20 protein-coding genes are annotated in these 20,784 nt (G+C 59.9%); 7 read left to right on the top strand and 13 right to left on the bottom strand.

The window, feature by feature from the left end:
- Positions 1 to 160 precede the first annotated feature (160 nt).
- Positions 161 to 517: a flagellar export protein FliJ gene (locus tag PY650_RS06565; protein WP_285878240.1), complete on the bottom strand. Its 357-nt coding sequence runs from the start codon at positions 515 to 517 to the stop codon at positions 161 to 163.
- A 441-nt stretch (positions 518 to 958) separates the two neighbouring features.
- On the opposite strand from PY650_RS06565, the gene ctrA reads away from it, so the two are divergent.
- Entirely contained in the window at positions 959 to 1,660 is a 702-nt protein-coding gene (gene ctrA / locus PY650_RS06560) for a response regulator transcription factor CtrA (RefSeq protein ID WP_285869825.1), read from the top strand.
- A 134-nt stretch (positions 1,661 to 1,794) separates the two neighbouring features.
- Here ctrA and PY650_RS06555 read toward each other — a convergent pair whose 3' ends face one another.
- Both PY650_RS06555 and chpT read right to left on the bottom strand, forming a co-directional pair.
- A complete protein-coding gene (locus PY650_RS06555; RefSeq protein WP_285878239.1) occupies positions 1,795 to 2,157 on the bottom strand; it encodes a response regulator in 363 nt (120 codons plus the stop codon).
- Positions 2,158 to 2,364: 207 nt separating this feature from the next.
- Positions 2,365 to 3,012 (bottom strand): histidine phosphotransferase ChpT, encoded by a 648-nt coding sequence (gene chpT / locus PY650_RS06550; RefSeq protein ID WP_285878238.1) that lies wholly within the window; start codon positions 3,010 to 3,012, stop codon positions 2,365 to 2,367.
- Positions 3,013 to 3,317: 305 nt separating this feature from the next.
- Between chpT and PY650_RS06545 the strand changes: the two genes are divergently transcribed.
- Both PY650_RS06545 and PY650_RS06540 read left to right on the top strand, forming a co-directional pair.
- Positions 3,318 to 3,929 (top strand): DUF1134 domain-containing protein, encoded by a 612-nt coding sequence (locus PY650_RS06545; protein ID WP_432761496.1) that lies wholly within the window; start codon positions 3,318 to 3,320, stop codon positions 3,927 to 3,929.
- A gap of 192 nt (positions 3,930 to 4,121) precedes the next feature.
- Positions 4,122 to 5,315, top strand: a complete 1,194-nt coding sequence (locus tag PY650_RS06540) for a hypothetical protein (protein WP_285878237.1) — start codon at positions 4,122 to 4,124, stop codon at positions 5,313 to 5,315.
- 23 nt (positions 5,316 to 5,338) lie between these two features.
- On the opposite strand, the gene PY650_RS06535 is transcribed toward PY650_RS06540, so the two are convergent.
- Together PY650_RS06535 and PY650_RS06530 are read right to left on the bottom strand one after the other, a co-directional pair.
- On the bottom strand, positions 5,339 to 6,169 hold the full coding sequence (locus PY650_RS06535; protein WP_285878236.1) for a TrmH family RNA methyltransferase: 831 nt from the start codon (positions 6,167 to 6,169) through the stop codon (positions 5,339 to 5,341).
- A gap of 10 nt (positions 6,170 to 6,179) precedes the next feature.
- Positions 6,180 to 6,557, bottom strand: a complete 378-nt coding sequence (locus tag PY650_RS06530) for a hypothetical protein (protein WP_285878235.1) — start codon at positions 6,555 to 6,557, stop codon at positions 6,180 to 6,182.
- A 50-nt stretch (positions 6,558 to 6,607) separates the two neighbouring features.
- Here PY650_RS06530 and PY650_RS06525 point away from each other — a divergent pair, with 50 nt between their 5' ends.
- Positions 6,608 to 7,633, top strand: coding sequence for an RluA family pseudouridine synthase (locus tag PY650_RS06525; protein WP_285878234.1), 1,026 nt, complete (start codon positions 6,608 to 6,610; stop codon positions 7,631 to 7,633).
- A 76-nt stretch (positions 7,634 to 7,709) separates the two neighbouring features.
- Here PY650_RS06525 and PY650_RS06520 read toward each other — a convergent pair whose 3' ends face one another.
- The 4 genes from PY650_RS06520 to PY650_RS06505 all read right to left on the bottom strand — a co-directional run bounded on the left by PY650_RS06520 (position 7,710) and on the right by PY650_RS06505 (position 10,341).
- Entirely contained in the window at positions 7,710 to 8,120 is a 411-nt protein-coding gene (locus tag PY650_RS06520) for a MarR family winged helix-turn-helix transcriptional regulator (RefSeq protein ID WP_432761495.1), read from the bottom strand.
- Positions 8,121 to 8,266: 146 nt separating this feature from the next.
- On the bottom strand, positions 8,267 to 8,983 hold the full coding sequence (locus PY650_RS06515) for an SDR family oxidoreductase (protein ID WP_285878232.1): 717 nt from the start codon (positions 8,981 to 8,983) through the stop codon (positions 8,267 to 8,269).
- 71 nt (positions 8,984 to 9,054) lie between these two features.
- Complete coding sequence (locus PY650_RS06510; RefSeq protein ID WP_285878231.1) at positions 9,055 to 9,429, bottom strand: hypothetical protein; 375 nt, start codon at positions 9,427 to 9,429, stop codon at positions 9,055 to 9,057.
- Between the two features lie 30 nt (positions 9,430 to 9,459).
- Entirely contained in the window at positions 9,460 to 10,341 is an 882-nt protein-coding gene (locus PY650_RS06505; protein ID WP_285878230.1) for an NmrA family NAD(P)-binding protein, read from the bottom strand.
- Positions 10,342 to 10,824: 483 nt separating this feature from the next.
- On the opposite strand from PY650_RS06505, the gene rpoH reads away from it, so the two are divergent.
- Complete coding sequence (rpoH, locus tag PY650_RS06500) at positions 10,825 to 11,733, top strand: RNA polymerase sigma factor RpoH (RefSeq protein WP_285869837.1); 909 nt, start codon at positions 10,825 to 10,827, stop codon at positions 11,731 to 11,733.
- 92 nt (positions 11,734 to 11,825) lie between these two features.
- On the opposite strand, the gene PY650_RS06495 is transcribed toward rpoH, so the two are convergent.
- From PY650_RS06495 to PY650_RS06480, 4 genes are all read right to left on the bottom strand, one after another.
- Positions 11,826 to 14,234: a hypothetical protein gene (locus PY650_RS06495; RefSeq protein ID WP_285878229.1), complete on the bottom strand. Its 2,409-nt coding sequence runs from the start codon at positions 14,232 to 14,234 to the stop codon at positions 11,826 to 11,828.
- A gap of 61 nt (positions 14,235 to 14,295) precedes the next feature.
- Positions 14,296 to 15,591 carry an adenylosuccinate synthase gene (locus PY650_RS06490; protein ID WP_285878228.1) on the bottom strand — a complete coding sequence of 432 codons (1,296 nt, stop codon included), beginning with the start codon at positions 15,589 to 15,591 and terminating at the stop codon, positions 14,296 to 14,298.
- Positions 15,592 to 15,907: 316 nt separating this feature from the next.
- The gene (locus PY650_RS06485; protein WP_285878227.1) at positions 15,908 to 16,762 is read right to left on the bottom strand and encodes a GNAT family N-acetyltransferase; all 855 of its coding nucleotides are present in this window, start codon (positions 16,760 to 16,762) and stop codon (positions 15,908 to 15,910) included.
- A gap of 106 nt (positions 16,763 to 16,868) precedes the next feature.
- Positions 16,869 to 18,176, bottom strand: coding sequence for an amidohydrolase family protein (locus tag PY650_RS06480; protein ID WP_285878226.1), 1,308 nt, complete (start codon positions 18,174 to 18,176; stop codon positions 16,869 to 16,871).
- 255 nt (positions 18,177 to 18,431) lie between these two features.
- On the opposite strand from PY650_RS06480, the gene PY650_RS06475 reads away from it, so the two are divergent.
- Positions 18,432 to 19,754: a UDP-glucose dehydrogenase family protein gene (locus tag PY650_RS06475; protein ID WP_285878225.1), complete on the top strand. Its 1,323-nt coding sequence runs from the start codon at positions 18,432 to 18,434 to the stop codon at positions 19,752 to 19,754.
- A gap of 14 nt (positions 19,755 to 19,768) precedes the next feature.
- Positions 19,769 to 20,773 carry an NAD-dependent epimerase gene (locus PY650_RS06470; RefSeq protein WP_285878224.1) on the top strand — a complete coding sequence of 335 codons (1,005 nt, stop codon included), beginning with the start codon at positions 19,769 to 19,771 and terminating at the stop codon, positions 20,771 to 20,773.
- The last annotated feature ends 11 nt before the right edge of the window (positions 20,774 to 20,784 follow it).

Here is a 20,784-nt window from a genome sequence, read left to right as displayed (position 1 = left end):
CCATCTGAAAACGCCAAAAGCCGTGCATGGCCGGCCACCCACCATGGCCAGTCATGCACGGCTTTCGAGCCGTTTCCGCCGCTTCTTGCATAATCCCAAAAATCGTCCGGTGTCGGAACGGGACTATGCGACCTCAAGCAAGGGCGGCGGAATGGTCAATTCAGGCGCGTGCCCTCACCGGGCCCGAACCATCGCGCTCTTCGAGCGCTGCCGCTTTGGCGTATTCGGCTTGCATTTCTTCCAGCGATGTTTCCAGCGCGTCTTCCTGCACTTGCAGTTCCCGGATCGACACTTGTAGGTTGTCCGCACGCTGACGTGCGGCCTTGGCAAAGGTCGGATAGGCGAAGTGGTTTGGATCGGAAATGCCGGACTTTTTCTCTTCCAGCACGATCTGGTTCTCCAGATCCTTTGTCATGCGGTCGAATTCCGCCATCATCATCTGCAGTTGCTGCAGTTGACGACGCTTTTCGTTCACCTGAAACTCCTTCAGGCGCGTTAGGCTCTCACGTGACTTCATACGCATTACTCCCGTGATGCGAGACCCCGGCTCTCTATTTGTTGACCCGCCGCACCGCTTTGAAACGGCTTGGTTAAAAAAATTTCCAGCGATCTTAATAAAAACCTACCGCTGGTAACCTTTCGTTTACGGGCATCGTTAATGATAGGGACGATCATTTAAGGGTCAGTAAATGTCACAGTCGGAATTCGAAATGTCGGCATTGGTGAGTCGAATGAATCACTTGGCGTGTCTTCTTAATGCAACACTTTAGGAATGATATTTGCCGATTGTCTTTGGAAAACAGTGCAATGGAAAAATTATTTAATAAATTCGATACGTCTTGCCAGAGTGAATCAGAATTTGTTAACCATTCCGTGGCAGCTTCCAAATCAGGCAGTGATTTGATCGGTATCGCGTAAGGGGGCTGACGACCTTTCGGCGGCGGTAAAGGGGATAATTATGCGGGTTTTACTTATTGAAGACGATAGCGCGACAGCGCAGAGCATCGAACTGATGCTCAAATCCGAAAGTTTCAACGTTTATACCACCGATCTCGGTGAAGAAGGCGTCGATCTCGGAAAGCTCTACGACTACGATATCATTTTGCTCGATCTTAACCTTCCCGACATGTCTGGCTACGAAGTGCTTCGCACGCTGCGCCTCTCGAAGGTCAAGACGCCGATCCTCATCCTCTCCGGGATGGCCGGTATCGAAGACAAGGTTCGCGGTCTCGGCTTCGGCGCCGACGACTATATGACCAAGCCGTTCCACAAGGATGAACTGGTCGCCCGTATTCACGCCATCGTCCGCCGCTCGAAGGGACACGCACAGTCCGTGATCCTGACCGGCGAACTGATCGTCAATCTCGATGCCAAGACCGTCGAAGTTGGTGGCCAGCGCGTGCATCTGACCGGCAAGGAATATCAGATGCTGGAGCTGCTTTCGCTCCGCAAGGGCACCACGCTCACCAAGGAAATGTTCCTCAATCACCTATATGGCGGCATGGACGAGCCGGAATTGAAGATTATCGACGTCTTCATCTGCAAACTGCGCAAGAAACTCGCCAATGCTGCCGGCGGCGCCAACTATATCGAAACCGTTTGGGGCCGTGGTTATGTGCTGCGCGAGCCTGATAGCAACGATTTCGCCGAAAGCGCCTGAACCGCCCTTCCCTTATCGCCAACCCGCGAAAATCCCGCCCTTTCAGGCGGGATTTTTGTTGTGTTTTTCAAACATCCAAAAATAAGGCCGCCAGACGCGGCGGCCGCGATGCGTTCGGCAGTCTGCGGATGTGGTCAGGCGGCGACAGCGCGATTGCCGAAGACGGCGGTTAAGATCTTGCGGTCGAAGGGCTTCAGCAGGAAATCAGTCGCACCGGCCCGTTTGCCGGCCATTAGCTTGCGCAGGTCCGCCTCGACGACACAATAGTAGATTTTTACGTCCTTGCCGTTCGGCATGGCGCGGATGCTGGCGATCAGATCGAGGGCGCCTTCCATGCCGGCGTCGACGATCAGATAATCCGGGAGTTCGGCCTGGCAGCGCGTAAACGCCTCGCGGGCATCGCCGGCTTCGCTGACAAGAAAATCGAGCTCGGACAGAATTCGTTTGCCGACCTTGCGTACGACATCCGACGTATCCGTAATCATGAACCGCTGCATTGTCAGCTCCTTCGCGCCCGGTTGCCATCGATCGGGCACCACCTCAAATTGGGACGATAGGCGCACGAGGCTAAGGATTCGTTACCAATGTATTCTTAATTGCGCAGACAACCGAAAGACTGCGAGAGAGCGGCTATACACGTAAAGATTATCCCGCAGCGGGACATCTGGCTGCGGGATCATCGTCATAACTCGCGCGGGCAACGCTTATTGGCTGCGCATGGCCGCGATAAAAGTCAGCTCTTCCGGCGTGGCGTTGTAGGAAAGTTCCATGCCGCTCTCGTCGGCCAGAAGCACGGTGTAGTAGGGCTGGATAGAGTGAGCATCGACTGCCTCTTCTAGCGTACTCGAGCAGATCTCCGCGAATTTCGGCGGCACGCGCATCAGCCGGCCCTTCGCCGTGATCGTGAACTTCGCGTCGAGATCGGGATTTTCCAGCGTCACCTCGATATTGCCGCCGCGTGGAATCGAGCCATAGGCGACGAGGAAGAGATTGAGCAGCAATTTCACACGGTTTTTCGCGATGATGGCGCGCGGGCCGATCCAACTGACTTCTGTCTTCTTTTCGGCGGCGGCGAAATCCTTGGCGGCGCGTTCAGCCTCGCCCGTATCGATCGAGGCACCCACCGATCCGGATGCGCCGAAGGCAAGGCGTGCGAATTTGAGACGCACGGAGGCATTGAGGGCACTGGTGCGGATCAGATCCATCGCATCTGCATCGGCGCCACCCTCGTCGAGCAGCTCGAGACCGTTATTGATCGCACCGACCGGCGAAATCACATCATGGCACACGCGACTGCATAGCAGCGCGGCCAGATCAGGTCCGGTCAATGTGAGGTTCGGATTCTTCGACATTCATTGTCTCCTGAATGCTGACAAAGGCGGAACGCAGTATGATTCTACGTTGCCACGGCAAGATTGCCCGAGGATTGCCGCAGGCGGCGTACCGCACGCCATAAAGACACCATATTTGGTAAACCGATTGTTAAGATGATCGACGCAAAATGCATTCATCACCACCAGACCCTTTCGTACGCGATTCGCCGTGCGGCACATGGACGGAGCGGTCTGGACTGAGGAGCGAGGTGTACTCAGCGCGTTCATCAGAATGCGCGGCGCATCCGCTCCATTGCCCCGACCATGATGAACGGATGACTGTCATGCGCTATCAACTCCTGAAGAGAATGCCAAGCCTCGGCACGAGAACGGTCGGCCTCGGGCTGATCTTAGCCCTGGTTGCATTGGTAAGCTTCGCATTGCCGGTTCGTCAGGCAGCCGCCGCAGCCAACAACGAATATTCGATGCAGGAAATCGTCGATGCCGGCCACTCCTTCTTCGGCTCGACGAGCGGCGGCCTCGCCAAGGTGGTCGAGCGGGCCTTCCAGCAATATGGCCTGCCGAATGGCTATATCCTCGGCCAGGAAGGTTCTGGCGCCTTCATCGCCGGACTGACCTATGGCGAAGGCCAGCTCAACACTAAGAATGCCGGCGAGCACCCGCTTTATTGGCAGGGTCCCTCGCTTGGCCTCGATTACGGCGGTCAGGGCACCCGCGTCATGATGCTGGTCTACGACCTGCCAAGCGTCGACAGCGTCTACACCCGCTTTGGCGGTGTCAGCGGCCAGGCCTTCGTCGTCGCCGGCGTCGGCATGACCGTGCTGAAGAACAACGACATCGTGCTGGTGCCGATCCGCACCGGCCTCGGCGCTCGTCTCGGCGTCAACCTCGGCTACCTCAAGGTTACGCCGAACCCGACATGGAATCCTTTCTGATCCCGCGACGACATTCCCGCTTATCGTGTTGCCTGGCCCGCGCAGATCGCGGGCCTTTTCTTGTGATAGAACTCCGGCCCGCCGATAAACCATATCGGATTTAAATGCTTGCCCGCGCGCCTGCCCCATGCTTAATCATTTGCTTAACCACTTTATTGAGATCGAAAACAACTCCTAGATGCTGGCTGCGCCGTGATTGAATTCGCTCTGTTGTTTGGATTGGGCTTTCTGACCGCCGCCTTTCTGGTCTTCCTCGTCGCGCCTGCAATTCACCGCCGTATAGTCTGGTTTACGGAAAAACGACTGAAGGCGACCATGCCGCTCAGCCCGCAAGAGGTGCGGGCGCAGAAGGACATGGCGCGCGCCCTCTTTGCTGCCGAAAACGCCAAAACCGAACAGGCGCTGACACAGGAACGCGACAAGAGCGTCGCCCTACAGATTCACAACGGCAAGCTTCAGCAGGAAGCTGGTCGTTTCGCCTCTGAAAACAGCGAATTGCGGACGCGGATCGACGACATGGAGGTCGAAGCCGGTGAGCTGCGCTCGCGCCTGCGCCGTGAGGAGAGCTATATCAGCCAGCTCAAATCCGGCATCCATGCTGCCGAACAGGTCAGTGCCGAGAAGGATGCCGACATCGACACTTTGCGCAAGCGCATGACCAAGATGGCTTCCGACGCAGACAACATGAAGATCGATCTTGCGACCCGAGAGACCGAAATCGAAAGCCTGAAGCTCCGCATCAGCACGTTGCGAGATGAGCGCGACACGCTGCGCCAGGACCTGAACCTTGCAAGCCTGCGTGCAAAGGATGCAGAATTGCGGCTAGGCCAGGAAAGCGACAAGGCTCAGCGGCTTGAGGAGCGGCTGGATCGCGAGATTGCCGACAAGGCCGACAAGGAAACTGCGATCGAACGCCACGTTCAGGATGTGGCGCGCCTGAAGGAGAAGCTGGAAACGACCAGTGCCGAGGCGCAGGAAGCCCGCCGTGTGCTTCGGGCCGCCGGTCTTGTCCCATCCGGCAAGCGCGCCAAGGGCTCGAAGCCACCGGCCGGACCGAAGGTCGTGGAGATTGTCGACGCTGGCGCCAACGCGGCAGAAGCGGAGCGCAATGTGGAAGACGATACTGCTCAGATGACGGAAGAGGCGCGCAACCGCGCCGCAGCCCTTTCCGACCGCCTGCTCAAATCCCGCTCGCCCTCGCATGACCAAGCCATGCGAGAGGAGATCGCCACCATCGCTGCCAACATGGTGGCGCTGACCGCACTCAGAGAAGGCGACAAATCGCCAATCTTCGATCTCCTACCTAAGGAAACGAGCGTCTCGGAGAAAGGTGGACGCCTCAGCCTGGCTGAACGCGCTGCGGCGCTGTTGCCCAAACAGCGATAAAAGCTCGATACAAAACTGAAAATTCAGACACGTCTTATCAGGGACGCCAGCGCAAAGAGCGCAATACCGCTCGCCGTTGCCACGTTCAAGCTGTCGAGGCCTGGCGCCTGCGGTATCCGCAGGCTGCCAAAAGCCGACAGGATCTTCTGCGGCAGCCCCTCCCCCTCTCTACCGACCACCAGCGCCACGCGATCAGCCGGCGGAACAGCGCGAATATCGACCTCGCCGCGAGGGGACAGGCTCCAGACAGAAAAGCCGCGCCCCGAAAGCGCGGTCAGCAGATCGACATCGCTCAGCTGACGGCAATATGGGACGGTCAGCACCGAGCCCACCGATACGCGCAGCGCCTTGCGATACAGCGGATCGCAGCAGGTTTCGTCGAGCAGCACCGCGTCGGCGCCGAAGGCGGCGGCATTGCGGAACATCGAACCGACATTGTCGTGATTGGAAATGCCGCAGCCGGCAAGGACAAGCGCCCGCTTCGGCAACCGATCGAGGAAGGCATCGATATCGGTTTGCGCCCCGCGCCGGCCGAGAGCGAGCACGCCGCGGTGCAGATGGAAGCCGACGATGCCGTCCAGCACCGAGGCTTCGGCAACATAAACAGGCACGGCAGGCGGGAAGGCCGCGATGGTCTCCTCCAGCCCCGCGGCCCGGTTGCGCAAAAGCAGCACCTTTTCGGCAACGAAGTCTCCGCCTGCCGCATGTGCTTGCGCCAGAAGCCGCAGCACCACCGTACCCTCTGCAATGAAACGGTTCTCGCGGCCGGTCAGGTCGCGTTCGCGGATATGGCGAAACTCGGCGATGCGCGGATCGTCAGGATGCGTGATCTCGATCAGCCGGTCGCCCATCATCAAAATGACGTCAGTTGGGCAGCGATATGGTCGCGACGATGCGGCCAATGCCGTAATCAAAGACAACGGCCTGACGCTGGCCGCTCGCGAGCGTGCCATAAAACAGCACCTGGTTTCCGGAGAGCGCCGTGGACTGCACGGTGAATCCCTTCGGCAGTGCGGCGGTGACTATAACGGGCGCATCGGCGGGAATATTCGACGCGGTAGAGCCTACTGCCTTCGGCGCGGGGCGCATCGTCTTGTAGACAACGGCGCCGAACACCGCCATAAGGCTCACCACCATGATGGCAGCTGAGACGATCTGCAGGCGGACCATCTTGCGTCGGACACTTTCCAGGGCCGGATCGAGGGGCTTTTCCTCTTGATCGTCTGGCTCGAGATTCGTCATCGATGCGTCCTTATTCCCTAGAGAGCGCCCTTGGCGCCGGAGAAATGCGTTTGAGCGACCCCTTTAAAGAAGCCGCGGGCATTAGAAAAGTCCTAACCGCCGACGAAACAGCCGAAGGCCGGCTTGATGCATGGTTGACCGCACAGGTCGGAGAAGAGTTTTCCCGCAGCCGGATCCAGGCCTTGATCAAGAACAATGCCGTCCTGCTCTACGGCACCCCGGTTACCGACGCCAAGCGCAAGGTGCGCCCGGGCGATACCTATGAGATCACGCTACCCGAACCTGAAGATCCGACGCCGCAGGGCGAAGACATCCCGCTCGACGTGCTCTACGAGGACGACGACGTCATCGTCATCTCCAAGCCCGCCGGCCTCGTCGTTCACCCCGCGGCCGGCAACTGGACGGGGACGCTGGTCAACGCGCTGATCCATCATTGTGGCGACAGCCTCTCCGGTATCGGCGGCGTGCGCCGGCCCGGCATCGTCCACCGGCTGGACAAGGACACGAGCGGCGTCATGGTCGTCGCCAAGAACGATATTGCCCATCGCCATCTGTCCCTGCAATTCGCAGACCATGGCCGCACCACGTCGCTGGAACGCGCCTATCAAGCAATCGTCTGGGGCCGCCCCCGCCAATTGATCGGCACCATCGACGCGCCGCTCGGCCGCTCCACCAGCGACCGGACCCGACGTGCCGTCAAGCGTGCGGACAATCAGGACGCCGACGAGGCGATCACACATTATGAAGTAATTGAACGCTTTCACGAGGCCCCGGACGCCAGCGCCCTCGCCTCATTGGTCGATTGCCATCTCGAAACCGGACGCACCCACCAGATTCGCGTCCACATGGCGCATATCGGCAACCCCCTGCTCGGCGACGCCGTCTATGGCGGCGGTTTCAAGACCAAGGCCAACCTGCTACCGGACACCGCCAAGCAAGTCGTCAACCGCTTCCCCCGTCAGGCGCTTCACGCCTATCTCCTGCAATTCGAACATCCCCGCACCGGTGAGGTGATGCATTTCGAAGTGCCTCTGCCGGACGATATGGAAGAACTGGCAGAAGCCTTGCGGGCTTGAGAAGCGCCTGCGAATTGCTTGAAGGGGCCGGCAGCAGATTGGTGATTGGCCTCTACCAAGCAATCACTCCGAAGCTTTAGTCTTCGGATGACACCTTCGCGGAATCGCCGATAGCGATTTCCCTTAATCCCCGGCGCAGAGTTGCGACGTTTGCGGCCCCGTTCAACTGCTCGAATTCTTGTTGGGCCCTCTCCCAGAGAGGCTCCGCTCTCTTGCGCAGGAGACGGCCCTCCTTGGTGAGTTCAACGATACGGACCCTGCCGTCCAGCGGGGACGGCTTGATGGAAACGAACCCGTCGCGTTCCAGGAAGCCGATCATCTTTCCCATCGCCGTCCGTTCGATATCGAGCCGTTCGGCGAGAACATTGACCGTGGCACCGTCAGCCTCCCCGAGAGCCGCCAGAATGAGAAATTGCGTAATGCGCAGTCCGGCTGGCTCGAGATGATCATCATAGAACCGCGTGATCTGTCGGCTCGCCTTTCTCATGGCAGAGCAGTTGCACTGATCGATTCCAAGCGGTTGGTTGGCCGACAACATTGTAGTTCCTTTCGATCCCAAATCCCTATCAAAGCGCCGTGGGCGCGAGGCCGAAGAAAGTCCGCGCTCCACTGCTGCTTCGACCATCGCCGGAGTTAGAATACCCCTTCCGGCGGGGTGATGTAGCCGGGCACTTCGGCTGCAAGCGTGCTCTTCAGCAACGCCGTGCCCTGATCGGCCATGATCTCGCTCTTACCAGCGGCGAGCGCGTCATAGGTCTGGCGCACAACGTCCTCCGGGCTGGCCTTCGGCACGTCAATGCCGTTGGTCAGATCCGTATCCACGAATCCGACGTGCAAGCCGAGGACCTCGATGCCGCGATCGCGAAGGTGGAAGCGAAGCTGGTTCGTATAGCTCCATGCCGCCGCCTTGGATGCCGCATATGGCGTCAGAAAGGGCCGCGGAAGCCATACAATATCAGACAGCACGTTAATGATGGCCGCATGCGGCTTGGCCGACAGGATCTGCTCGAAGGCCTGTGTGACACGCACTACGCCATAATAATTGGTATCGAAGAGACGCTGCGACTGCGTTTCGACATCGGCTGCCAGTGGTCCGTCGATCAAGGCGGCGATCCCTGCGTTGTTAATTAACAGTGTCGTATCCGCTGCCAGTTCTGCGGCTGCGGCGATCGATACCTTGTCTGTGACATCGATCCTGACCGGGACGATGCCCGGCTGGTCGAAGCCGCTCGTGTTGCGCATGCCCGCGTAGACTTTCGATGCTCCCCGGCGAAGTGCCTCGCGCGCGAAGGCCAGGCCCAGACCGCGATTGGCACCGGTGATGAAGACGGTATTGTTGGCGATGTCCATAGCAATTTTCCTTTCTGGGGCCGCAGGTCGGGACAAACGATCTCTGTCGCTGGCCTGGCGGTCGGTTGGGTTCAAAGAAAAAGCCCTTCCGGCAATTGCCCGGAGAGCGCTCCGCGCAAATGGGCGGCGAGCGATAAAACAGAGCCAAGCGGACTCATCCGCACGCTGACCTGAGGTACCGAACCGTCGGGGTCGTGATCGACGACCACGACGGCGGAAAGCTTCTCCCCGTTCGTCAAAACGGCCTCATATTCGAGGAAGAGCCGGGAGCCGACGGTCTGAAGGAACGTCGGCGTCTGCGAGGCATAGAAGGTTCCGACGGCGTTCACGGCGAGCCTGATCTGGTCGCGTCCAATGACGGACCCTCGCAGCACGGAGCTGGTCAGCTTCGCGTCGGTGGTCAGGTCATCGAGAAAGGGATGGCGTTCATTTTGAGCATGTGACATTGCAAAATCCCCGATTTGCCTTCGCTACGTTCACACGAAGGCTGCGCGATTGTTGGTGACGAACTGTTGGACCGAGAGCGCCGGTGTTCCGGTAATCGTCTCGACTAAATCGTTGGTGCCCGAAAAGATGCCGTCACGATAGTTTTGGGCGACTTCGACGAGGTGCTGCACAAGGAACGGCGGGAACTTGTACAGATTTTCCATCTTATCCTTGAACGCCTCTTTCGAGCTCGGCGCATATTCGATCTTCACCCCGAGCACGTCGCTCACGACGGCAGCGATTTCGGTGTAGTTCATCTCGACCGGACCGTGGAGCGGATAGATCTTGCCTTCATGGCCCTTCGGCTTCGCCAGGACATGAGCGATCACCCGGCCCTGATCATCGGAAGCGATAGGCGCATGCCGCCCGCTCTCGAAGGGGAACGAGATCTTCTTCGTCGCCCAGATTTCCTTGGCGAAATGGGGATAAGCGAGCCAGTCCGCGAAAAACGTGGGGCGAAGATGTGTGGTCGAAACGCCTGACCAGTCAAAGACTCGCTCGGAGATCCAATGGTCCTGCGCTGCATGGCTTGCCGACTCTCGGCGCGCCGAAATCTGCGACATGTTTACGATCGCGCCAACACCCGCTTCCTTTGCAGCTTGTGCGAAATAGGTCGCAGCGCCAAGGATGCCTGGTGCGATCGGGTGAAGAAAATACGCCGACCGGACACCTTCCATCGCCGCTCGAATGTGATCGATGTTGGTGAAATCGCCGACAGCGATATCGACCCCACGCAGCCTCAGCGCCGCCGCCCTCTCATCGTCCGAGCGCACGTAGGCACGCACGCTTTTGCCCATCCTCAGGAGTTCGTCGATCGCGGCGCCTCCAGTCCGTCCCGTCGCACCACTTACAAGTATCTCAGCTTCGCTCATGATCGCATCTCCTTTGTCAAATGAGAGCATATGCTCTTATGCACGCTTAGATAGGAGTATATGCTCTTAAGGTCAAGGTTTTTTTCAGCTGCGCGCCTCGCCGGCATGGATCGACAGAAAAGAGCGCTACCGAGCTCGGCTGGACGCCGGCCTCTTGGTAGCCTATAATCAAACTGAAACGGATCTCCGGCGCGTGCGCCCCGCAATTACCCAAAACGCGATGCGTTTTGGGGCTGAGGTGGCTCAATCTCGCGGGACCGGAGTGTTCGAGAGAATAGTCTAAAGGGCGAGCATTACGGCGGGCATGGCTGTCGCGCCGATGTAACTCTTGCGTGACTGCATTCTTGAATCACTGTTTCGCCGTACTTATCTACATATTGGTTTAGTGCGGGGTCTTCGTGACCTGCACGCCTTGGTCTGCTTCGCAAAGGGCGCGCAATACGCCTCCAGAAGGGGCCAGATCTCGAATAGGAGGGTGCATTCATGACCCGTAATACCTTGCCGTCCATTACCGCCGGTGAAGCCGGCCTCAATCGTTATCTCGACGAGATTCGCAAGTTTCCGATGTTGGAGCCGCAGGAAGAGTATATGCTCGCCAAGCGCTATGCGGAACATGCCGACCGTCAGGCTGCGCATAAGCTCGTCACCAGTCATTTGCGTCTCGTGGCTAAGATCGCCATGGGCTATCGCGGCTATGGCCTGCCGATCGGCGAGGTCGTGTCGGAAGGCAATGTCGGCTTGATGCAGGCCGTCAAAAAGTTTGATCCGGAACGCGGCTTCCGCCTGGCAACCTATGCCATGTGGTGGATTAAGGCCTCGATCCAGGAATATATTCTGCGTTCGTGGTCGCTGGTGAAAATGGGCACGACCGCGAATCAGAAGCGTCTGTTCTTCAACCTGCGCCGCCTAAAGGGTCGTATCCAGGCCATCGATGACGGCGATTTGAAGCCGGAACATGTCTCCGAGATCGCCACCAAGCTGAACGTCTCCGAGGAAGAGGTCGTTTCGATGAACCGCCGCCTCTCGGGCGACGCTTCGCTGAATGCGCCGATCAAGGCCGCGGAAGGTGATTCCGGCCAGTGGCAGGATTGGCTGGTGGACGATCACGACAGCCAGGAAGACGTGCTGATCGAGCAGGACGAACTTGACACGCGCCGGCGCATGCTGGCCCGCGCCATGAGCGTGTTGAACGACCGTGAACGCCGCATCTTCGAGGCTCGCCGTCTCGCCGAGGAGCCGGTTACGCTGGAAGACCTCTCGGCCGAATTCGACATCAGCCGCGAACGCGTGCGCCAGATCGAAGTCCGTGCCTTCGAAAAAGTCCAGGAAGCTGTGCAGAAGGATGCGCTGGAACGTGCCAAGGCACTGCGCGTGGTGGAAGCCACCGCATAACGCTTCCGACTTTAGAAATCGCCGAATGAATTCAAACGAAAAGGCGGACCGTGCAAGGCCCGCCTTTTTTGATTCCGGTGACTTGAAACCGCTTATTGGCCGCTGGAAGCAACACCGCCGAGTGCCTGCCATTCGGCGATTGCCTTGTTGAAGTCGTCGGTGCCGGTCGGCCCCTTTTCCATGGTCAGCAATGCCCGACGGCCATTGCGGTAAACGACGGGAATGTCCATCCAATTGCGGCTTTTCAGGAGGTCGAGATTGGTCTTGCGCGCGTCCGGAAAATCGTTCAGCGCGACCATATAGACGTCGTCCGTGACCTTGGCCGGCACGGCGATCAGGGGGTCGCCACGATCCTGCTCGGTTGCCTTAAGCGCGATGCGTTGCACGCTGTCGATGGCGCCGCCTTCGAAATTCCGCGGAACCTGGAAGGCCAGTTCAACCAAATGGCTTGCCGGCAACGATGCGTCGGTGTTGCGCGACACTGTGATCGTCGCCGTCAAACCGCGCTCGGGCACGCTGATAAGGCCCTGAACGGAGGGTTCTGGCCGACCATCCTCGCCCTTGCCTTCCTCCAGCGACCAGGTGACCGTGCCTTCGAAGGCCGTCGGCGACGTCTGGCCGAGACGCTCTTCGTACAGGAACACCTTCTGGCCATCCGTAGCCGCTGCCGTCTGCTGTTGCCCGGCGGGCGGCGGCTGCTGGGTTGCAGGCGGTTGCTGGACAGGAGCAGCGGATGACTGCTGATCGCCGGAAGGCGGCGTAGCGACCGGCGCGGTCGCTGCCGGCGACTGCGCAACTGGCGCATTATTCGCGGGCGCGGCTGCCGCTCCAGCCGGCGCAGCCGCGGCGGCTACATTCTGCTCTGCCACGGACTTGCCTTCGGCCACACCCGGCTGCCCTCCTGCTGCCGGACCTCGATCCTCTTCAGCGCCGTTCGCCAACAGACGCTGCGTGAACTTCGTGTTGACGGTGTTGGCATCGTTATCGAGCGAGGCGACATTGGTGTTGGCGGCTGCGGGCGGCTGTGCGGCGGCATTATTATTTTGCGCCGGAGCGATCGTGGCCGGCGTCGACGCGGCAGGCGCATTCGCGGTTGGAGCCGCCGCGTTGTTGTTCTTGGCCGTCTCGGTGGCTGGGGCGGGGGCCGTGCTAGCCGCGGTCTTGGGTGCCGAACTGATAAGATCGGCGACCATCTTGTTGAGCGCCTGGCGGTTCGCCCAAGCGGCATAACCACCGCCAGCAACGACGGCAAGCCCGAGAAGCGTCAGGATAATGCCGGTCACATTGAAGCGGCGGCGCCTCGGCTCCATGCGGAAGCTTTTTCCCTGCAGCTTCGATGCCATGGACCGATCGAGATCCGAGGGAATGGAAGAGCCGCCACCGCGTCCTTTCTCGGCGAGCTTGTCGAAACCGGCAAGCTCCTTGAGCTCCCGCCAGCCGTCGCCACCAGCATCGTTCTTCGGTATCGCTCTGGGCGAAGAATGCACGTCGGCGAAGAGATCGACGTCCTCGAAAGCATTGTCCGGCATCTGTCGGACGGGCTGCTTCGGCTTGGCTGCAGGCGCCGCTACTGGCTCCAGCTCCTCGAAAACATCGGCATCCCAGGCAAAGGCCTTGTCGGCTACCGGTGCCTTCGCCGTGGAGAGTGGCTCCACCGGATGGCCAAAGACAGCTGGTGCAAAGGCGGCAGCGGGCATGACGGGTTCGGCCACCGGCTCGGATGCGGCGCGCTTCGCGGGCGCATCGACCTCGCCCCAAATCTCCTCGACTTGGCTGATGACATCATCGGCTGGCGCTTGATGCGCGGCATTCGCCTGCGGAGCGGCGTGCGTGGGCTCGCCAGCTGCGACCGGCACGTCCTCAGCATAGTGCTCCGATGCTTCCTGATGCAGCCGCTCCTGGATAGGCTCCGCATCAGCCTCGGCGTAATGAACAGCCGCCGGCGCCTGCACCTGCGGCGCCTCGAACCATTCCTCTACCGGCTCATGGTCGTCTGCGGACTGGTGCTGAGCGTGCGCGGGCTCCTCATAGGCGCGCTCCTCGTAAGCAGGCTCCTGGTGGGCGGGCTCTTCGTGGGCGGGCTCTTCGTGGGCAGGCTCTTCGTGGGCAGGCTCTTCGTGCACCGGCTGATAAGCGGTGACCTCTTCCTGCCTATGAGCCTCCGTATAGAGGGGTGGTGCCTCCTCGACATGGGGCTCTACAGCGGCATGATGTTGTTCAGGGGGCGCATGTTGCGGCTCCTCCTGCACCACGGGCGCTTCCGCCACGGGCTCTTCAGCGACCGGCAACGCCTCCGCATGCTCGGCTTCCACCTCGACGATCGCGGCTTCAAGCTTGTCGAGCTGACGGCGAAGCATCTCCTCCGGCGGGCGCGGCTTCATGCTCTCGAGCTGCCGCTGGACGGCACCACGAGCCCGCTCATAAACCTTGACCCGCATCTCGGGAGTATTATCGGCCAGGCCATCCACGGCCCGTCGAATGACTGCTACAAAATCCGCCATCAGTACTTTCTCATGATGCCCGGCATGTAGCCGGACCGGGATTCGTCATTGATCCGCGACATTAGTCCTCAAACGGATCGGTCACAAGTATAGTGTCTTCGCGCTCCGGGCTGGTCGAAAGCAGCGCGACCGGCGCGCCGATCAGCTCCTCAACCTGCCGGACATATTTGATCGCCTGCGCCGGCAGATCGGCCCATTTGCGGGCGCCAACCGTCGATTCCTTCCAGCCTTCGAGCGTGATGTAGATCGGCTCGACGCGGGCCTGCGCGGCCTGGCTCGCCGGCAAGTAATCGATCTCCTTGCCATCCAGCTTATAGCCGACGCAGATCTTCAATTCGTCGAGACCGTCGAGCACGTCGAGCTTGGTTAGCGCAATGCCGGTAATGCCGGAGGTCTTCACGGTCTGGCGAACCAGCACGGCATCGAACCAGCCGCAACGGCGTGGACGACCGGTATTGACGCCAACCTCGCGGCCGACCGTCGACAGGTGTTTGCCGATCTCATCATGCAGTTCGCACGGGAACGGGCCTTCCCCGACGCGCGTCGTATAGGCTTTTGTGATGCCCAGCACATAGCCGAGCGCCGTCGGCCCGAGACCGGAACCGGCGGCTGCCTGGCCGGCGACCGTGTTGGACGATGTCACGAATGGATAGGTGCCGTGGTCATTGTCCAACAATGCGCCCTGCGCGCCTTCGAAGAGGATGCGAGCACCCGCCTTGCGCTGCTCGTCGAGCAACCGCCAGACCTGATCAATATAGGGAAGTATGTGTTGTGCGACGGAGGTAAGCTCGTTATGCAACGCATCGAAGGAAATTTCGTCGAGGCCCATGCCGCGGCGCAGCGCGTTGTGATGCGTCAGCAGGCGGTCGATCTTGGCCGGCAGCGTTTCCGGTTCGGTGAGATCGACGACGCGGATCGCGCGACGGCCGACCTTGTCTTCATAGGCCGGGCCGATGCCGCGGCGCGTCGTACCGATCTTCGTGCCACTGTTGGAGGCGGCATCTTCGCGCAAAGCGTCTAGGTCGCGATGCAGCGACAGGATGAGCGGTGCGTTTTCGGCGATACGCAGTACGTCGGGTGTTACTGCGATGCCCTGGGCGCGCAACTTATCGACCTCGGCGACGAAATGATGGGGATCGACGACGACACCATTGCCGATCACGCTCAGCTTGCCGCGAACAAGCCCCGAGGGCAAAAGCGCGAGTTTGTAGCTGACACCGTCGACAACCAGCGTATGACCGGCATTGTGGCCGCCCTGAAAGCGCACAATCACATCGGCGCGTTCCGAAAGCCAGTCGACAATTTTGCCCTTGCCTTCGTCACCCCATTGCGAACCGATCACAACTACGTTCGTCATTTCTCCATACCCGCTTCCTGCGCACAAAGGCGCGCCTTGCTCAAACCCGCGCATCTATAAAGCTTTGTTTTTGGGAAAGCGACCCTGTTGTCTCAGCAGATTCGGCTTTTTAAGTGACGAATTAGCGCCTCCAACAGGATTTTTCCCGTCGGCGCTCCGACAGAGGCAATGTCACGATCGCGGCTTAGTCATTGCCGCTTCACAGGGAAACGCCGTGTGATTCTTGGAAATGTCTGGCCCCGAGGCAACAACGTTGAACTTCGTGGCCGGCGAGGTGATGGAACGATCGCCTGTCCGGTCAGACCGAACGGCCGATCTAGCCGAGTTCGAGCGTCGTTACCGCAAAAACGCGGCCAAGCGGCATTTCGGGTGCTTCGCCACGATACATTCGAGCCGTTTCGAACACGGGCGACAGCCCGAAAGTTTCGGCAAGCCTGATCGCGGCAGCGTTCTCTGCGGGCACGTCCAGATAGACTGGCCGACCCTTGGCCTCCGGCAGCAACTTGGCCAAAAGGGCCGATGCCACATCGGCACTGTTGGCAAACAGCGGGCCGATCTTATAGCCCTCGAAACATCGCCGGATCGTGCCGTAGCCGCGAATCTTGCGGCCGCTACCGACAATGAAGGATTTTCGTTTTTCCGGCGCGTTGCACCAGGCCGTCAGGAAGGAATAACGCAGCCCCGGAAAAATGCCGGCGTCGTATCGCAGCAAGCCTTCGAGCTTGTCCTGCTTGACCGGACCGACGTCTATCCCCCCTTCGTCCACATCGGACATTTCCGGAATGCCGCCATAACGCACGGTACGATAGGCCACTTCAAAGCCGTTGCGGCGATAGTATTCCTGCTGTGTCGCGACGCCGTCGAGACCGATCGTACGATTGCCCGCGAAGGCAACGCCCTTGTTCCATAGCGTCTTGCCGTAGCCTTGACCGCGAAATTCGGGATGGACGATGAAGAGGCCGAGAAAGGCAAAGCTTTCGCCGTAACGCACGACGGAAATGCAGCCGACGGGCACCTCGCCGATCGCACCGATAAAGAAGCCGGAAGGGTCCGCCTCCCAAAACGCCAGGGCATCATCGACACCGGGATTCCATCCCTCCTGCCGCGCCCATTCGAGAGCGAGCTCCAATTCCCCAGCCCGCATTGCACGCACGGCGAAAGTTGACTTCATGCAACAGCCCTGAACCGCCCATTCCACACCGTCCCCCACTGGACGATGTGCCCGTTTCATCATGGTGCAACGCGATAGCAATCACAAGCGATATGCTGTCATATGCCTAACGGGCCAGATCGCTGCCGGCGCTGGGCGCGTAAGTGGCGGGATCGACCGATTGCGGCCGGCCCTCGAGCGACAATTTTGCGATCCGCGCCGGCGTCTTGCTGATCACCTTGCCGCGTCTGACGACAAAGAGCCTGGTGGCGCGCAAGCGGATCGCTTCGATCGGATCCCGAGCCTGCAGCACCACGAGATCGCCGTTGCAACCAACCTCCAGCCCGTAACCGTCGAGACCCATTGCTTTGGCCGGATTGACGGTGACCGCGTCGAAACAGAACCGCATGGCCTCGCGCGACGTCAACTGGCCGACATGCAGTCCCATGTGCGCAACATCCAACATGTCGGCGCCGCCTAGCGAATACCACGGGTCCATGCAGCAATCCTGGCCGAAAGCGACGTTGATGCCGAATTCGCGCATCTCCTTGACCCGGGTCATTCCACGCCGCTTTGGATAGGTGTCATGGCGTCCCTGCAGCACGATGTTGATCAGCGGGTTGGGGATCGCATGCACCCCTGCCTCCGCGATCAGCGGCAACAGTTTTGAGACGTAGTAATTGTCCATCGAATGCATCGAGGTCAGGTGCGAGCCAGCCACCCTGCCCTGAAGCCCGAGCCTCACCGTTTCGGCGGCCAGCGTCTCGATGTGGCGCGACAGCGGATCGTCGGTTTCGTCGCAATGCATATCGACCATCAGACCGCGCTCTTCAGCGATCTGGCAGAGCGCACGCACCGAATGCGCGCCATCGTCCATCGTCCGCTCGAAATGCGGAATGCCGCCGACGATGTCGACGCCAAGATCGAGGGCACGCTCCAGGTTCCGTGCGGCCGTTGGCGAACGGTAGTAACCGTCCTGCGGGAAGGCGACGAGCTGAAGATCGAGATAGGGCGCGACTTGCCTCTTCACCTCCAGCAGTGCTTCGACGGCGAGCAGTCGATCGTCGCAAATGTCGACATGGATTCTGACCGCCAACAATCCCTGCGACACCGCAAGATCGCAGTAACGCCGCGCCCGCTCCGCCACCGCTTCATGCGTGAGCAACGGCTTCAACTCCCCCCAAAGCGCGATTCCCTCCAGCAGCGTGCCCGACAAATTCAGCCGCGGCAAGCCGAGCGACAGCGTCGCGTCCATATGAAAATGGCAGTCGACGAACGGCGGTGAAACCAATTGCCCATCGGCATCGATCATACGCCCCGCCTCACCCTGCACGCCCGGCTGAATAGCCACGATCCTACCGCCGTCAATGGCGATATCATGCCCCTTCCGGCCATCGGGAAGGTTGGCATTGCGGACGATGAGATCGAACGTCATGGGGATTGCCTTTGGATGAGTGGAAGGCTTAGCCGGAATGTCTAGCATGCCACACCGCGCAGGCAAGCCGCTCTATCGGTCGAAACAACGCCGCCGAGCGCAGGTTGTCTTTATGACACTTCTGTCTCAACCGGCTGGATAAGCACCGTCCCGTATAGGCGTCACCAGCGATCCTGTGTATAAGCGCAGGCAGCCGCCAAAGACGGGATCGCGTTTCGACGCTGAGCCCGGCATTAGCAAAAGGATTGAAGTTTCATGCACATCACGATGATCGGTTCCGGTTATGTGGGTCTTGTGTCCGGCGTCTGCTTTGCCGATTTCGGCCATGACGTGATTTGTGTCGATAAGGACGCAAACAAGATCGAGGCATTGCGCAAGGGCGAAATCCCGATCTTCGAGCCGGGCCTCGAGCAGCTCGTAGCCGACAACGTCCGCGCCGGCCGGCTGTCCTTTTCGACCGATGTCGAAACCAGCGTTGCCGCCAGCGACGTCGTCTTCATCGCGGTCGGCACGCCGTCGCGTCGCGGCGACGGCCACGCCGATTTGTCCTATGTCTATGCGGCTGCCCGCGAGATCGCCCAGCACGTCAAGGGCTTTACAGTGATTGTCACCAAATCGACCGTGCCGGTCGGCACCGGCGATGAAGTCGAACGCATCGTGCGCGAAACCAATCCGGAAGCCGACGTTGCTGTCGTCTCCAATCCGGAATTCCTGCGCGAAGGCGCAGCCATCGAGGACTTCAAGCGCCCCGACCGCATCGTCATCGGCCTCAACGACGAGCGCGCCCGTGGCGTCATGACGGAGGTCTACCGACCGCTCTATCTGAACCAGGCGCCGCTGCTCTTTACCGCCCGCCGCACCTCGGAGCTGATCAAATACGCCGCCAATGCCTTCCTTGCGATGAAGATCACCTTCATCAACGAGATAGCCGACCTCTGTGAGAAAGTCGGCGCCAATGTGCAGGAAGTGTCGCGCGGCATCGGCCTCGATGGCCGCATCGGCTCGAAATTCCTGCATGCCGGGCCGGGCTATGGCGGCTCCTGCTTCCCAAAGGACACGCTGGCGCTCGCCAAGACCGCGCTGGACCACGACAGCCCCGTGCGCCTGATCGAGACGACGATCTCGATCAACGACAACCGCAAGCGCGCCATGGGCCGCAAGGTAATCGCCGCCATGGGGGGCGATGTCCGGGGCAAAACCATTGCCGTGCTCGGCCTGACCTTCAAGCCGAACACCGACGACATGCGCGACAGCCCGGCAATCTCGATCATCCAGGCGCTACAGGATGCCGGCGCTTCGGTGACTGGCTACGATCCGGAAGGTATGGACAATGCGCGCCAGCTGATCGACAACATCGCTTACGCCGACGATGCTTATGGCGCGGCGCGCGGCGCCGATGCGCTTGTCATCATTACGGAATGGAACCAGTTCCGCGCACTCGATTTCGCCCGGCTGAAATCCGTCATGAACGCCCCGGTCCTTGTCGACCTCAGGAACATCTATCGCCATGACGAGGTCACAAAGCACGGCTTTGCCTATACGAGCGTCGGAAGACCCTCAAGCGACGACACACTCTAAGCAAAGGCCGATCCATGCGTTATCTCATCACCGGCACCGCCGGCTTTATCGGATTCCACCTTGCCAAGCGCCTGCTCGAAGAGGGCCATTTTGTCGTCGGCTTCGATGGCATGACGCCTTATTACGACGTCAGGCTCAAGCAAAAGCGCACCGCCATCCTTGCCCGATCCAACGGCTTTAAGGCTGTCACCGGCATGCTGGAAGACAAGGCGGCGCTGGATCGCGCTGCTGAATTGGCCGAGCCCGACGTGATCGTCCATCTCGCCGCCCAGGCCGGGGTGCGTTACAGCCTGGAAAATCCGCGGTCCTACGTCGATTCCAACGTCACCGGTTCGTTCAATGTGTTGGAGCTGGCAAAAAGCCTGCGGCCGAAACACCTGTTGCTTGCCTCGACCTCCTCGGTCTATGGCGCCAACGAGAAGATCCCCTTTGCGGAGAGCGACAAAGCCGACGAACAGATGACGATCTATGCGGCGACGAAGAAGAGCATGGAGCTGATGGCGCACAGCTATGCCCATCTCTTCCTTATTCCGACCACCGCCTTCCGCTTCTTCACGGTCTACGGTCCCTGGGGCCGTCCGGACATGGCGCTGTTCAAATTCGTCGACGCCATCAGGAACGACCGGCCGATCGAAATCTACGGCGAAGGCAAGATGAGCCGCGATTTCACCTATATCGACGATCTCATCGAGGGCATTGTCCGGCTGATCGATGTCGTGCCATCGGAAGATAACCGCATCGTTTTGGAAACGATCACCGATACGCTGTCGAAACAAGCGCCCTTCCGCATCGTCAATATCGGCGGCGGCCAGCCGGTCGGGCTGATGAGCTTTGTCGAGACCATCGAGGCGATGCTCGGCAAAAAGGCGATCCGGCATATGCTGCCGATGCAGCCCGGCGATGTGCACGATACCTATGCCGTGCCTGACCTCTTGGTGGCCTTGACCGGCTTCAAGCCGCGGATCGAAGTCGAAGAAGGCGTACGTCGCTTCGTCGAATGGTATCAGGAAAACTATTGAGATCGAATGAT

Origin of the sequence: Martinezella calliandrae (genome assembly GCF_030272695.1) — a bacterium.
Classification (GTDB): domain Bacteria; phylum Pseudomonadota; class Alphaproteobacteria; order Rhizobiales; family Rhizobiaceae; genus Rhizobium; species Rhizobium calliandrae.
The sequence above is the reverse complement of the archived record's forward strand: the minus strand, read 5'-3'. Positions and strand labels throughout refer to the sequence as shown.